Here is a 13,526-nt window from a genome sequence, read left to right on the forward strand (position 1 = left end):
CGCCGGGGACCGCCGGGTCCTCGTCCGGACGCCGCCCGGTGCAAGGATCGGCGTATGCGGAACGATCTCTTTCTGTTGACCGGCATCTGCTGCGCGCTGCTCGCTGCCGCCCTCACCGGCCTGGTGGTGGCGGGCTGGCAGCCGCTCGTGGCGTACGACGGGCAGGTCGGCCGGGACCTGCACGCCCACGCCGTCTCCCACCCGGGCACCACCCGGCTGATGCAGGTGCTGTCGGACTGGGTGTGGGACCCCTGGACCCTGCGCGCCCTGGCCGCCGTCGCCGTGGTCCTGCTGTGGCGGCGCGGCGACCGGGACCGCGCCCTGTGCGTGGCACTGGCGACGCTGGCCGCCTCGGCGGTGCAGCAGGGCATGAAGGCGGCGGTGGGGCGGGAGCGTCCGGTGTGGCCGGATCCGGTGGACTCGGCGAGCTTCGCGGCCTTCCCCTCCGGCCATGCCATGACGGCGGCGGTGGTGTGCGGCCTGCTGCTGTGGCTGCTCCCCCGTCCCGCCCCGCGCTGGGCCGCGGCGGCGTGGGCGCTGGCGGTGGTCTCGGTGCTCGGGGTCGGCTTCACCCGGCTCTACCTGGGGGTGCACTGGTTCTCGGACGTGCTGGCGGGCTGGCTGCTGGGCGTGGCCCTCGTGGTGCTCGCGGTCCGCGTGACGGTGCGCCGGCGTGACCGGAGCCCGGTCGGGCGGTGAGTGCGGCGCGGGGCAGGTGCCGCTGACGGTCCGGAGCGCCTGCCCTGGATGATCCCCCGTGTCACCCAGAGCAGGCGACGCCGTGCGCTGAGTATATTGGCCCGGAGCCAGTCAACGCAGGAGTAAGCATGTCCCCGCGCAGCGCGTCGGTCAATGAAGAATTGCGCAGACGTTCCCGGGAGCGCCTGCTGCGCGCGGCCGTGGAGCTCGTCGCCGAACGCGGGTACGAGGCGACGACCCTGGGCGACATCGCCGACCGGGCGGGCGCGGCCCGCGGCCTGGTCTCCTACTACTTCCCGGGCAAGCGGCAGCTGCTGCAGTCGGCGGTGCACCGGCTGATGCACCTCACCCTGGAGGCCGGTCTGGAGCGGGAGCCCCGCACCGACGACGGCCGCGAGCGGCTCGCGCGGGCCGTCGACGCGGTGCTCGGACTGGCCCGCGACCAACCGCTGCTGATGCGGACGCACATGGCGGGCATCCTGACGGCCGAGGGCTTCGTGCAGTGTCCCGAGCAGCAGCGGCTGGCGGAGCTGCTGCGCGACACCCTCGCCCGCTACGGCTCGGCGGACGTGGACGCGGACTACCCGCTGCTGCGGGCGCTGCTGATGGGCGCGGTGGTGGCGGTGCTGCTGCCCGGGGCCCCGATGCCGTCGGCCCGGCTGCGCGCGGAGCTGTTCCAGCGCTACGGGCTGGAATGGGAGCTCGGTGTTCCGCCGGACGGCGGGCCGCCCGGCGGAACGTTCTCCTCGGCTCTCTAGGATCGGCTCTCTAGGACCGTGACCTCCCTCCGGGCCCGCGACGCCTCTCGCGCCGCACGGCTCAGCGGTAGTCGGGCTGGGTCTGTACGTTGAGCTGGTCCATGCGGACCCACTTCGCGCTGTCGGTGCGCCGGTCGTCGATCCTCAGCACGTCGAGGCCCTTGACGATGTCGTTCGAGTAGATGTGCCCGTTGTAGTAGTAGGCCGACCAGGATCCGCCGAGCCCGAGCCGGTCCGTCGACAGCGGGCCCCGCTCGAAGTACGCGATCTCCCGCGGCCGGTCGGAGTCGGTGAACTCCCAGACCGAGACCCCGCCCTGGTACCAGGCCTGGACCATGATGTCGCGACCGCCGCCGACCGGGATCAGCGAGCCGTTGTGGGCCACGCAGTTCTCGGTGTCGGCCTGGTGCCGCGGGATCTTGAAGTAGCTGCGGAAGGCGAGCTTGCGCTGGTCGCCGCGGCCGGTGATGTCGTAGATCCCGTCGGCGCCCCGGTTCGGGCCGGTCGCCTCGTTGCAGGTGGCGCCGCCGCCTCCGCCGAGCTCGTCGGTGAACACCACCTTGTTCGCGCGCTCGTTGAAGGTGGCCGAGTGCCAGAACGCGAAGTTCACGTTGTCCTGGACCCGGTCGATGACGCGTGGCTGCTCGGGTTTGCTGATGTCGAAGAGGATGCCGTCGCCCATGCAGGCGCCGGCGGCCAGCTTCTTGGAGGGCAGCACGGTGATGTCGTGGCAGCCCGTGGTCTTGGAGACGCCGGGGTTGGTCGGCGCCCCCGGGTTGCCCCCATCGGGGAAGAGCACCGGGAAGGCCACGACGGCGGCCTTGGTCGGGGACTTCTTCGGGACCTTCACCACGGAGATGCCGTCGTGCGGCGGCTTGCAGTCGGGGAAGGCCTCGTTCGGGGAGTAGGAGGCGACGTAGAGGTAGATGTCGCGGCCGTCCGGCACCAGGGTGTGTGTGTGGGAGCCGCAGGCGGTCTCGACGGACTTGATGTAGCGGGGGTTCTTCTTGTCCTTGATGTCGAAGATCTTGATGCCCTCCCACGAGGACTTCTCCGTCGCGGGCTGCGAGACGCTGTTGCAGGAGTCGTCGCTGCGCGAGGAGTCCGTGGAGAGGAAGAGCAGGTCACCGTGGACCGAGATGTCGTTCTGCCCGCCGGGGCAGAGCACTTCGGTGACGGTCTTCGGCGCCTTCGGGTTGGCTATGTCGTAGATCGTGAACCCGTTGTAGTTGCCCGCGTAGGCGTACCGGCCCTGGAACGCCAGGTCGGTGTTGACCCGCGTGGGGTCGGCGGCGGGGATGTTCGCGAGGGGCTTGATGTTGGCGCTGTGCACGATCTCGTCCTGGCCCGGGATCTCGCCGGGGGCGAGTTCCCCGCCCTCGGCCGAGCCCGTGCTCTGGTGATTGCCGTGCCCGGGGGTTAATTCGCCCGGGTCGGGAGTGGCGGCCGCCGGTCCGGCTGTCAGGAGGGTGGCGAGGAGACCGGCCGCCGCGACGGCCACCCCCACCCCCCTGTTCCGCACTCTCCTGGTGTGTAGCGAGGTCACAGTGCCCTCCCATGGGAGCCCGATCGGTTCCGTCCGCAGGGGAACGGAACCAGGACCCCGGCAGTATCTTCCCTTCCATGGACATGGCAAAAGACCTCAGGGGCCGCCAGGCCTTACCGGCACGGCCCGTCCGGCGCGCGGCGGTGGTGGCCGCAGCCCTCCTGCTCCCCCTCACCGGCTGCCAGGACGGCGGCGCCGAGGGGGGCGACGACGGGCGGGCCACGATCGTCGCCCCGGGCAGGCCGGGCGAGAAGGCGCGCAACCTCACCCCCGAGCAGGCCGCGAAGGCCAAACCCGACGACACCCCGAACGCCGCCGACCGCTCCTACGTACGGAACATGATCGAGCACCACCGGCAGGCCCTGACCATGAGCGCACTCGCCCCCGAGCGGGCCGCGGCCGACCCGGTCAAACGGCTGGCGGAGCGGATCACCGCCGCCCAGAAGCCCGAGATCGGCGCAATGGAGAAATGGCAGGCCCGCCACCCCGACCCGGCGGCGGGCGACGGGACCCACGGCGCGGACCACACCGGGCACGCCGCCGGCACCGGCGGCACCAGTGGCATCGGAAGCAGCGGCGGCGCAGGCGGGTCCGGCCACGGCGACATGCCGGGCATGGCCACGGAGCAGCAGCTCAAGGAGCTGACCGACGCCAGGGGCGCCGCCTTCGACCGCCTCTTCCTCCAGCTGATGACCGCCCACCACGAGGGCGCGCTGAAGATGGCCGGCGAGGCGCTCGCCGGGGGCAACAACGTCGCCGTCGAGGAGATGGCCACCGAGGTCGTGGCCACGCAGAGCGCCGAGATCCACCGGATGCGCACCATGGGCTGACGGGCCGGGGGGCCGGTGCCATGCTGGAACCACCTGCGGGAGGAGCTCCGCCGTGCTTCGAGTCGCCGTCGTCGGGTCCGGCCCCAGCGGGGTGTACGCGGCCCAGACGCTCGTCCAGCAGCGTGAGGTGCCCGGGGTGCGCGTGGACGTACTGGACCGGCTCCCCGCCCCCTACGGACTCGTCCGCTACGGGGTCGCCCCCGACCACGAGAAGATCAAGTCCCTCCAGGGCAGCCTGCGCACCGTCCTGGAGGACGAACGGATCCGCTTCCTCGGCAACGTCGAGGTGGGCGGGCCGGCCCTCGGCACGCAGCGGCTCCTGGAGCTGTACCACGCGGTCGTCTACTGCGTGGGCGCGGCGCGCGACCGCACGCTGGGCATCCCCGGCGAGGACCTCGCCGGGGTGCACTCCGCCACGGCGTTCGTGTCCTGGTACAGCGGACACCCGGACGCCGTGGCGGAGTCCTTCGACCTGGCCGGGGCGGAGAGCGCCGTGGTCGTCGGCGCGGGCAACGTGGCGGTGGACGTGACCCGGATCCTGGCGCGCGGGGCACGGGAGCTGACGCCGACGGACATGCCGCAGCAGGCGCTGGCCGCGCTCGCGGACAGCGCGGTGCGCACGGTGACGATGGTGGCCCGGCGCGGGCCCTCGCAGGCCCGGTTCACCACCAAGGAGCTGCGCGAGCTGGGCACCCTGCCCGGCGTGGCCGCCTGGACCGACCCCGCCGAACTGGCGCTGGACCCCGCGTACGCCGACCCCGCCGCGGCGGCCGCGCTGCCGGCGGTGGTCCGGCGCAACCTGGAGGTGCTGCGCGGCTGGGCGGAGGCTGCGGCTGCGGACCCGGGCGGGGCGTCCCGCCGGATCGCGCTGCGGTTCCACCTGCGGCCGGTGGAGATCCTCGGCGGGCCGGGCGGCCGGGTCCGCGGGGTGCGCTTCGAGCGGACCGCCCCCGACGGGCGGGGCGGGATCACCGGGACGGGGGTCCACGAGGACGTGGAGGCACAGCTGGTGCTGCGGTCGGTGGGGTACCGGGGCGTACCGCCGGCGGGGCTCCCCTGCGACCCGGCCGGGGGCACCGTCCCGCACGCCGCCGGGCGGGTCCTGCGCGCGGGGCGGGCCTCGGTGGGCGAGTACGTGGCGGGCTGGATCAAGCGCGGCCCGACCGGGGTGATCGGCACGAACCGGCCGTGCGCGAAGGAGACGGTGTCCTCCCTGCTCCAGGACGCGGGGGTGCTGGCCCGGCGGGACCTGCCGGCCGATCCGCTGGAGGCGCTGCGGGCGGCCGGCCTGCGGCCGGTGCGGTGGCCGGGCTGGCTTGCCATCGAGGCGGCGGAGGCGGAGCTGGGCAGCGCCCTGGGCCGGCGCACGGTGAAGATCCCCGACTGGAACGGCCTGCTGACCGCAGCGGACCCGGACCACCCCCGGGCCCCCGGCCGGCCGGCCGGCTGACGCCCGTCGGTGTGCTCGGTCAGCGGGACGCGATGCCGTGGGCGGCGAGGGTGTCGAGGGCTCCCGGGAGCATGTACTCCAGGGCGTCGGCGCCGGTGAAGAGCTTCAGGTTCGGGAGGAGGCGCAGGTCCTCCAGGGAGTGCAGGTCGAACAGGTCGTCCTCGCCGTCCCAGACCGGAGCGCACTCCTGGAAGACCTGGTGCCCGCCGTCGAAGGTGAGCTCGTCGACCGTGGCCAGCAGCTCCGCCGGGATCTCCAGCTCCTCGAAGTGGGCGCGGGCCTCGGGGAGGACGGTGTACTCCAGGCCGTTCGCCGCGACGTACGCGTCCAGGTCCTGCACGCCGCGCGCCCGCATGTGCGCGCGCAGGTCGAACGCGGGCTTCAGCGTCTCGTCCCAGTACATGAGCTTCTCTACGACGAGCAGCTTGAAGTTGACGTCACGGAATCCGGTCATGCCCCGTGTATATCAACGGGCGCCGACAGCAGTTCACGCAGGCGGGAGGCGGAGCCGGGCCCGGAGGCCCGGACCGTCAGCCACGAGCCGTCGGCGAAGCCGATGTCGACGCGCCGCCGCAGGCGCCGCGGCCACGGGGTCGCCCGTACGCCCGTGTGCGCGCCGGACCGCGCCTCCGACGGGTCCTGCCACGGCGCCCGTACGGAGATCCGGCCGTCGGCGACGACAAGCCGACAGTCCGCCTCCTCCGCGCGCAGGGCGTCCCGGACCCAGTAAGCGGTGTGGACGGCCAGGACGAGGCGGCCGGCCTCGCCGTCCCAGCCGCCGCGCATGCCCGGCCCGGCCAGCAGCCGGGTCAGCAGCCGGGCGGCCTTGCGGCCCGGGTCGGCCAGGGCGGACAGCGCCGACAGGGCGTCGTCCGGCAACGCGATCAGGAAGCGGAAGAGGAAGAAGGAGCGCAGGGCGCGCCGGCGGGTCCGGCGGGGGTGGGCGGGGAGCCGGCCCACCCGGGGCCGCCGTCCGTAGCGCGGCAGCCCGACCTCGAACTCCGCTCCGCTCACGCAGCGAGCCGGGCGGCCTCGGCGGCCGCCGAGGCCAGTACGCTGTCGAGCAGGCCGGGGAAGAGGGCGTCCAGGTCGTCCCGGCGCAGGGCGTTGAGCTTGGTGGTGCCGCGGTACGCCTGGCGCACGACGCCGCTCTCGCGCAGGACGCGGAAGTGGTGCGTGGTCGTGGACTTGGTGACGGGCAGGTCGAAGTGCGAGCAGGCCAGGTCGTCGGCCGAGGCCGCCAGGTCGCGCACGATGGACAGCCGGACCGGGTCGGAGAGCGCGTGCAGCACGCCCTCCAGGCGGATCTCGCCGGCTCCGGGGTGGGCGAGGGTGCGGGAGGTGTCCCGGTCGGTCATGTCCCTGCTCCACTCACTCGGCGCGTTCCGGGCCCCATGGTACGAGAGTTGCCGTAGGAACGGTCGGGTGCCCCGGCGTCGGGGCGCTCCGGCCGGGTGCGGCTCCGGTGCGCGCGGGGCCCGCCGCGCGCCGGAGCCGCACCGCGGTCACCAGGACCGGTGGTACTGCTCGGGCGTCCGCGGCTGCCCGCCCAGCTCCACGGCGGCGCGGCGGGCGAAGTACGGGTCGCGCAGCAGCTCACGGCCGAGCAGGACGGCGTCCGCCTCGCCGTCGGCGAGGATCTTCTCGGCCTGCCGCGGTTCGGTGATGAGGCCGACGGCCGCCACGGGGAGGGTGGTCTCGGCCTTCACGCGGGCGGCGAACGGCACCTGGTAGCCGGGCTCCACGGGGATCGTGACCCCGGGGGCGAGACCGCCGGTGGAGACGTCCAGGAGGTCCACTCCGTGCTCCTGGAGTGTGCGGGCCAGCCGGACCGTCTCGTCGGCGGTCCAGCCGTCCTCCTGCAGCCAGTCGGTCGCGGAGATCCGGAAGAACAGCGGGAGTTCCTCGGGCCAGACGGCACGGACGGCGTCGACGACCTCGAGGGCGAACCGGGTCCGGTTCTCGAAGGATCCGCCGTAGGAGTCGGTGCGCCGGTTGCTGTGCGGGGAGAGGAACTCGCCGATGAGGTAGCCGTGGGCGCCGTGGATCTCGACGACCTCGTAACCGGCGGCGAGCGAGCGCCGGGCGGCCGCGGCGAACTGGCCGGTGATCTCGTGGATCTGGTCGACCGTCAGCTCGTGGGGTACGGGGTGGCCCTCGGCGAAGGGCACGGCGCTGGGGGCGACGGGCCGCCAGCCGTGGGCGTCGGGGCCGACCGGTGCGCCGCCCTTCCAGGTGCGGTCCGTGGAGGCCTTGCGTCCGGCGTGTGCGAGCTGGATGCCGGGGACGGTGCCCTGGGACTTGAGGAAGGAGGTGATCCGACGCAGCGCCTCGACCTGGGTGTCGTTCCAGATGCCGAGGTCGTAGGGGGAGATCCGGCCCTCCGGGGAGACGGCGGTGGCCTCCTGGACGATCAGGCCGGTGCCGCCGGCCGCGCGGGCGGCGTAGTGCGCGAAGTGCCAGTCGTGGGCCACGCCGGCGGCGGGGCCGGAGGGCTCGGCGCTGTACTGGCACATCGCCGCCATCCACAGCCGGTTCGGGGCGGTGACCGAGCGCAGGGTGTAGGGCGTGAACAGGGCCGCGAAGGCGGTGGGGACGGCGGGGATGGTGGGGGCAGCACTCATCGGGGCTCTCCAGAGTTCACCGGGCGCGCCGGGGTCGGCGGCTAAGTACGAGATTCACCATACTACGAATTTCCTCGTACTACGAGACCTCTCGTACAAGGGAGTCCAGCTCCGCCCGCAGCGCGCCCGCCAGCTCCGCCAGGTCGGGGACGGCGGAGGCGTCGGCGACCAGCCCGTAGTGGACCGTCCCCTTGTAGGTGGAGACCGCCACGGCCAGCGACTGGCCCCGGGCGAGCGGTGCCAGCGGGTAGACCTCGTGGACCCGGCTCCCGCCGAGCGAGAAGGTGAGGCCGGGGAGCGGGACGCTGGTGACGAGGATGTCGAAGAGCAGCCTGGCGGCCTGCGCGACGAGCGGGCCGCCCAGGCGGTGGCCCAGCGGATGCACGTGGTCGGCGAGCAGCGCCACGGCCCCCGCGCCGCGGGCGGGCCCGGCGTCCTTGTTGCGGTCCATGGCGGTCCTCACCCGGTCCAGCCGGCGCAGCGGATCGGGTTCGCCGAGGGGCAGCCGGAGCAGGTAGCCGGACAGCCGGTTGCGGGCGTCGCCGGCGCCGCCGGGACCGCGCCTGCGGGAGACGGGGATCAGGGCGCGCGGGCCCGCACCGAGCGGCTCCGGGTCGCCCCGCCCCGCAAGCCAGCGCCGCAGCCCGCCCGCGACCAGGGCGATCAGCACGTCGTTGACCGTGCCGCCGGCTCCCTTGCGGATCAGGTTGACCTCGTCCAGGTCGAGCGTGAGGCCGGCGACCGCGCGGCTGCCCGCGGCGGCGGGGTCGGCGGTGAGGGCGGCCGGGATCCCGAAGGGCAGCCCGGAACGGGCAACGGCGGCGCCGATCTCCAGGGCCTGGCCGACCTCCTGCACCCGGGTGGCCAGGGCCGCGGGAATCCGGCCGAGCCCCGACCCTGCCCGCTGCTCGGGAACGGGGCGCGCGGGGGCCCGGAGCTCCTGCCCCTCGTCGAACAGCGCGGCGGCCAGCGCGAGGGCGCCCAGGCCGTCGGCGAGGGCGTGGTGGAACTTGAAGAGGACCGCGAAGGAGTCGGGGTCCGGCCCGGACAGGACGTGCGCCTCCCAGGGCGGCCGCCCGTGGTCCAGCGGGCGGGCCATCAGCGGTCCGGCCGCCTCGTGGGGGCCGGCGGCCGTACGGGACAGCACGACGTGCCGCGCCGGGTCGAAGCCGGGGTCGGGCGACCAGGCGGCCGCGCCCAGGGGCAGCAGCACGTCCCGGATCCGGCGACGCAGGCCCGGCACGGCGGCGCACCGGGCGGTGAGCAGTTCGGCGGCGTGCGCGGCGGCGGAGCGGGCGGTGCCGGGCGCCGGTCGGAAGACGGCCAGGGCACCGAGGTGCATGGGGTGGCCGGCGGATTCCATCCGCCAGAAGGCGAGGTCGAGCGGTGACAGGTGGTCGGTGGCCACGTACGTCCTCTCACGTGCGACAACGGTGTCCTGAAGTCAATCGATTCCGAACACCTTGATGCAAGCAGCAATCATTTCCTGGTTGTGAATGATCGGTGTCGATCAGCCACTTCACACGCCGCGCCGTGTGGCGGGCCACTGTCGGTGGGCAGGTGCAGACTGGCCGAAAGACGCTGTACGAGGGCCGGCCGTTCCCCGGGTGGGAGGGCTGTCCCCCGGAGGGACGACGAAGTCCGGAGGTGCCGGCCATGGCCGACGTACTGCTGCTCGTGGGAACCCGCAAGGGACTGTTCATCGGACGCCGCCGGGGCGACGGCCCGTGGGAGTTCGACGGGCCCCACTTCAACGCCCAGGCGGTCTACGCGGTCGCCGTGGACCGGCGCGGCGCGGCTCCCCGGCTGCTCGTCGGCGGGGACAGCACGCACTGGGGGCCTTCGGTCTTCAGCTCGGACGACCTCGGGGTGACCTGGCGGGAACCGGCCAGGGCCGCGGTGAAGTTCCCCCAGGACACCGGCGCCTCGCTGGAGCGCGTCTGGCAGCTCCAGCCGGCCGGGCCCGAGGCCCCCGACGTGGTGTACGCCGGGACGGAGCCGGCCGCACTGTTCCGCTCGACCGACCGCGGCGAGTCCTTCGAGCTGGTACGCCCCCTGTGGGAGCACCCGACGCGCGGCAAGTGGGAACCGGGCGGAGGCGGCGAGGGGCTGCACACCGTGCTCACCGACCCCCGCGACCCGGACACGGTGACGGTGGCGGTCTCCACCGCCGGGGTGTTCCGGACCGAGGACGGCGGCGCGAGCTGGAAGCCGTCCAACGACGGCGTGTCGGCGGTGTTCCTGCCGGACCCGAATCCCGAGTTCGGCCAGTGCGTCCACAAGATCGCCCGGGACGCCGGGGACACCGACCGGCTCTACCTGCAGAACCACTGGGGCGTCTACCGCAGCGACGACGCCGGGGGCCGCTGGACGGACATCGGCGGCGGCCTGCCCTCCGACTTCGGGTTCGCGGTCGCCGCCCACCCGCACCGGCCGGACACCGCCTACGTCTTCCCCCTCAACGCCGACTCCGACCGGGTCCCGGCCGGCCACCGCTGCCGGGTCTTCCGCACCCGGGACGCGGGCGCCACCTGGGAGCCGCTGACCCGGGGGCTGCCCGACGCCGACCACTACGGCACGGTGCTCCGGGACGCGCTGTGCACCGACGACGCCGACCCGGCGGGCATCTACTTCGGCAACCGCAACGGCGAGCTGTACGCGAGCCACGACGACGGCGACAGCTGGCAGTTGCTCGCCGGGCACCTGCCGGACGTCCTGTGCGTGCGGGCGGCGGTGATCGGCCAGTAGAGTGATCCACCGTGGCAGCAAGACCGTTGAACGAGATCGTCGAGCCGGGCTGGGCCCGGGCTCTGGAGCCGGTGGCCGCGCAGATCGCCGCGATGGGCGACTTCCTGCGCGCCGAGATCGCGGCGGGGAGGACGTACGTCCCCGCCGGGGCCAATGTGCTGCGGGCCTTCCAGCAGCCCTTCGACGAGGTGAAGGTGCTGATCGTCGGCCAGGACCCGTACCCCACCCCGGGGCACGCGGTGGGGCTGTCGTTCTCCGTGGCGCCCGACGTGCGGCCCGTGCCGCCGAGCCTGGACAACATCTTCCTGGAGATGCACCGGGACATCGGCACCGGCCGCCCTGCGAACGGCGACCTCACCCCGTGGACCCGCCAGGGCGTCCTGCTGCTGAACCGCTCGCTGACGACCGCGCCCCGCCGGTCGAACGCACACCAGGGCAAGGGCTGGGAAGCCGTCACCGACCAGGCCATCCGCGCGCTCGCCGCACGCGGCAAGCCGCTGGTCTCCATCCTGTGGGGGCGGGCGGCGCGCAACCTCCGGCCGCTCCTCGGCGACCTGCCGGTGGTCGAGTCCTCCCACCCCTCCCCCAAGTCCGCCGACTACGGCTTCTTCGGCTCCCGGCCGTTCAGCAGGACGAACGAGCTGCTCGTGGGCCAGGGTTCACAGCCCGTGGACTGGCGCTTGCCGTCAGTGAGCTGAACGTATCTGCAATTCACCGTATAAATACGGACAGATACGGCAGCGAAAGGCCCTGCCCGAACACCTGGTTCCGATAAGCCAGTAGCATGCGGCGCCATGAGTTCCCCCACTGGCCCCGCAAATGGCCTGCCCGTACGAATGCCGCGACCCCGCCCGACCGGACGGCACCGCCGGCCCGAGCCCGCCGCGGCGCCCGAGGGCGCTCCCGCGCTGGTGCTCGCCGTGCCCGGAGCGCCTTCGGCCGCCTCGCGGGGGCTGGCGGAAGAGATCATCAGCATCGGCCGGTCCGAGCTTCCGGGCCTCGACGCCCGGATCGGCTTCCTGGAGGGCGACGACGCCTCCGAGTTCCCGTCCCTGTCCGGCGTGCTGAGCGCCGTCGCGGCCGACCGGACCGCGCGCGCCGAGTTCGCCCGCACCGCCGGTCACGAGGTGCCCGAGCAGGCAGGACCGGACGCCGTGGTCGTCCCCCTGCTCGCCGGTCCGGACAGCGACCTGCTGCGCCGGATGCGTCAGGCGCTGATGGACTCCTCCGCCGCCGCCGAACTGGCCGACGTCCTCGGCCCGCACCCGCTGCTGGCCGAGGGCCTGCACGTGCGTCTCTCCGAGGCCGGCCTGGCCCGCGCCGACCGGGCCCGCCTGTTCACCGTGACCACCGCCGCCGACGGCATCGTCCTCGCCACCACCGGCGGCGAGGAGGCCGTGCAGGCGGCCGGGATCACCGGCATGCTGCTCGCCGCCCGCCTCGCCGTGCCCGTCCAGGCCGCGGCGCTGGACCAGGAGGGCTCGGTGGCCGCGGTCGCCGAGCAGCTGCGCCGCGAGGGCTCCACGCAGCTCGCGCTCGCCCCCTACCTGATCGGCCCCGAGGCGGCCGAAGGCCTGCTCGACACGGCCTGCAAGGAGGCCGACTGCGCCACCGCCGAGGTGCTCGGCGCGTACCCGGCGCTCGGCAAGCTGGCTGTCGCCCAGTACGCCGCGGCCCTCGGGACGCCCCAGGTCTCTCCCGCGCACTGATCCCGCCCGCACGACGCGAAGGGCCCCCGCCCGCCCGGCTCCCCGGGCCCGCGGGGGCCCTTCGCCGTACTCCGCCTCCTCGCCGGGTCAGCCGATGACCACGCAGGTGGCGGCGGGTACGGCGAGCGATCCGCGGCGCTGCGGCCGGCCGGTGAACGGGTCCACGTCGAACCAGGTGACGTCACCCGAGTGCTCGTTGGCCGCGTACAGCCGGCGCCCGGCGGGGTCGGCGCGCAGGTCGCGCGGCCAGCGCCCGCCGCAGTCCACGGTGCCGGTGGGGCGCGGCCGCTCGGGGCCGTCCGCGAGGGACAGGGTGACGAGGACGTCGGTGCCGCGCACGGCCGCCCACAGAAACCTTCCGTCGGGCGAGGCCACGATCGCCGAGGGGTAGGCCCGCACGGCCCCGGAGGCGCCCTCTGCGGCGATCGGGACCTCGCCGACCGGTTCCAGCCGCCCGGATGCCGCGTTCCACCGGCAGACGGTCACCTGCGGCTCCAGCTCGTGCAGGACGTAGGCCACGTCGCCCCGCGGGTGGAAGGCCAGGTGGCGGGGGCCGGTCCCGGCCCGCAGCGCGGTCCGCGCGTGCGGCACGGGCGCGCCGGTGTCCGCGTCGAGGGTGCAGACCCGGACCTCGTCGGTGCCGAGGTCCACGCCGAGCACCCAGCGGCCGGTCGGATCGGGCAGCACCTGGTGCGCGTGCGGACCGGCCTGGCGGTCGGCGTCGAGTCCGGAGCCGCGGTGCGCGAGGACCCGAGCGGGTCCGGCAGGGGCGCCGTCGGCGGCCAGGGCCAGGCTGCTGAGGCTGCCGGAGGTGTAGTTGGCGGTGAGCAGCCGGCCGCCGGCCAGGCTCAGGTGGGTGGGGCCGGCGCCGCCGACCGGTACGGGCGCGCCGAGCGGGGCGAGACCGCCGGCGGTGGTGCGGAAGGCCGCGACCGCGCCGGACCCGGCCTCGCTCACCGCGTAGAGCACCCGGCCGTCCGGGGCGAGGGCGAGGTAGGAGGGTTCCTCGGCGGCGGCGACCGAGAGCGTGGTCAGCGCCCCGGTCGCCGCGTCCACGGTCGCGACGGTGACGCCGCGGCCGCCCCCCGAGGTGAACGAACCGATGTAGGCCCGGTGTTCGCCGCTTCGGTCCGTACTGTCCGCGCCGCCCACAGGAGGCCCC

Annotated in this window: 14 protein-coding genes; 7 read left to right on the plus strand and 7 right to left on the minus strand. The window is 74.4% G+C overall.

Annotated elements, in window-relative coordinates; translation table 11 throughout:
• Positions 1 to 54 precede the first annotated feature (54 nt).
• On the plus strand, positions 55 to 699 hold the full coding sequence (locus tag ACPU2J_RS04470) for a phosphatase PAP2 family protein (protein ID WP_423832802.1): 645 nt from the start codon (positions 55 to 57) through the stop codon (positions 697 to 699).
• Positions 700 to 827: 128 nt separating this feature from the next.
• The gene (locus tag ACPU2J_RS04475; RefSeq protein ID WP_420081641.1) at positions 828 to 1,457 is read left to right on the plus strand and encodes a TetR/AcrR family transcriptional regulator; all 630 of its coding nucleotides are present in this window, start codon (positions 828 to 830) and stop codon (positions 1,455 to 1,457) included.
• Positions 1,458 to 1,518: 61 nt separating this feature from the next.
• Here ACPU2J_RS04475 and ACPU2J_RS04480 read toward each other — a convergent pair whose 3' ends face one another.
• Positions 1,519 to 3,003: an LVIVD repeat-containing protein gene (locus tag ACPU2J_RS04480; RefSeq protein WP_420081640.1), complete on the minus strand. Its 1,485-nt coding sequence runs from the start codon at positions 3,001 to 3,003 to the stop codon at positions 1,519 to 1,521.
• 83 nt (positions 3,004 to 3,086) lie between these two features.
• Here ACPU2J_RS04480 and ACPU2J_RS04485 point away from each other — a divergent pair, with 83 nt between their 5' ends.
• Both ACPU2J_RS04485 and ACPU2J_RS04490 read left to right on the plus strand, forming a co-directional pair.
• Complete coding sequence (locus ACPU2J_RS04485) at positions 3,087 to 3,833, plus strand: DUF305 domain-containing protein (protein ID WP_420082504.1); 747 nt, start codon at positions 3,087 to 3,089, stop codon at positions 3,831 to 3,833.
• Between the two features lie 52 nt (positions 3,834 to 3,885).
• A complete protein-coding gene (locus tag ACPU2J_RS04490) occupies positions 3,886 to 5,283 on the plus strand; it encodes an FAD-dependent oxidoreductase (protein ID WP_420081639.1) in 1,398 nt (465 codons plus the stop codon).
• A 19-nt stretch (positions 5,284 to 5,302) separates the two neighbouring features.
• Here the strand turns inward: ACPU2J_RS04490 and ACPU2J_RS04495 are convergent, their stop codons facing one another.
• The 5 genes from ACPU2J_RS04495 to ACPU2J_RS04515 form a co-directional block, all read right to left on the minus strand.
• Positions 5,303 to 5,737, minus strand: coding sequence for a DUF6892 domain-containing protein (locus ACPU2J_RS04495; RefSeq protein WP_399817586.1), 435 nt, complete (start codon positions 5,735 to 5,737; stop codon positions 5,303 to 5,305).
• Complete coding sequence (locus ACPU2J_RS04500) at positions 5,734 to 6,297, minus strand: hypothetical protein (protein ID WP_420081638.1); 564 nt, start codon at positions 6,295 to 6,297, stop codon at positions 5,734 to 5,736. Before ACPU2J_RS04500 ends, ACPU2J_RS04495 begins: the two co-directional genes overlap by 4 nt.
• The gene (locus tag ACPU2J_RS04505) at positions 6,294 to 6,641 is read right to left on the minus strand and encodes an ArsR/SmtB family transcription factor (protein ID WP_420081637.1); all 348 of its coding nucleotides are present in this window, start codon (positions 6,639 to 6,641) and stop codon (positions 6,294 to 6,296) included. The genes ACPU2J_RS04500 and ACPU2J_RS04505 overlap by 4 nt, the downstream gene beginning before the upstream one ends.
• Before the next feature lie 147 nt (positions 6,642 to 6,788).
• Entirely contained in the window at positions 6,789 to 7,907 is a 1,119-nt protein-coding gene (locus ACPU2J_RS04510; protein ID WP_420081636.1) for an NADH:flavin oxidoreductase/NADH oxidase, read from the minus strand.
• Between the two features lie 79 nt (positions 7,908 to 7,986).
• On the minus strand, positions 7,987 to 9,315 hold the full coding sequence (locus ACPU2J_RS04515) for a wax ester/triacylglycerol synthase family O-acyltransferase (RefSeq protein ID WP_361599571.1): 1,329 nt from the start codon (positions 9,313 to 9,315) through the stop codon (positions 7,987 to 7,989).
• Positions 9,316 to 9,563: 248 nt separating this feature from the next.
• On the opposite strand from ACPU2J_RS04515, the gene ACPU2J_RS04520 reads away from it, so the two are divergent.
• From ACPU2J_RS04520 to ACPU2J_RS04530, 3 genes are all read left to right on the plus strand, one after another.
• Positions 9,564 to 10,655, plus strand: a complete 1,092-nt coding sequence (locus ACPU2J_RS04520; RefSeq protein WP_420081635.1) for a WD40/YVTN/BNR-like repeat-containing protein — start codon at positions 9,564 to 9,566, stop codon at positions 10,653 to 10,655.
• Between the two features lie 11 nt (positions 10,656 to 10,666).
• Complete coding sequence (locus tag ACPU2J_RS04525; protein ID WP_381845168.1) at positions 10,667 to 11,353, plus strand: uracil-DNA glycosylase; 687 nt, start codon at positions 10,667 to 10,669, stop codon at positions 11,351 to 11,353.
• 96 nt (positions 11,354 to 11,449) lie between these two features.
• The gene (locus ACPU2J_RS04530; protein WP_361599562.1) at positions 11,450 to 12,364 is read left to right on the plus strand and encodes a sirohydrochlorin chelatase; all 915 of its coding nucleotides are present in this window, start codon (positions 11,450 to 11,452) and stop codon (positions 12,362 to 12,364) included.
• A gap of 87 nt (positions 12,365 to 12,451) precedes the next feature.
• Here ACPU2J_RS04530 and ACPU2J_RS04535 read toward each other — a convergent pair whose 3' ends face one another.
• The gene (locus tag ACPU2J_RS04535) at positions 12,452 to 13,516 is read right to left on the minus strand and encodes a lactonase family protein (RefSeq protein ID WP_420081634.1); all 1,065 of its coding nucleotides are present in this window, start codon (positions 13,514 to 13,516) and stop codon (positions 12,452 to 12,454) included.
• Between the last annotated feature and the right edge of the window lie 10 nt (positions 13,517 to 13,526).

Source organism: Streptomyces manipurensis (assembly GCF_049570255.1).
GTDB lineage: Bacteria > Actinomycetota > Actinomycetes > Streptomycetales > Streptomycetaceae > Streptomyces > Streptomyces manipurensis.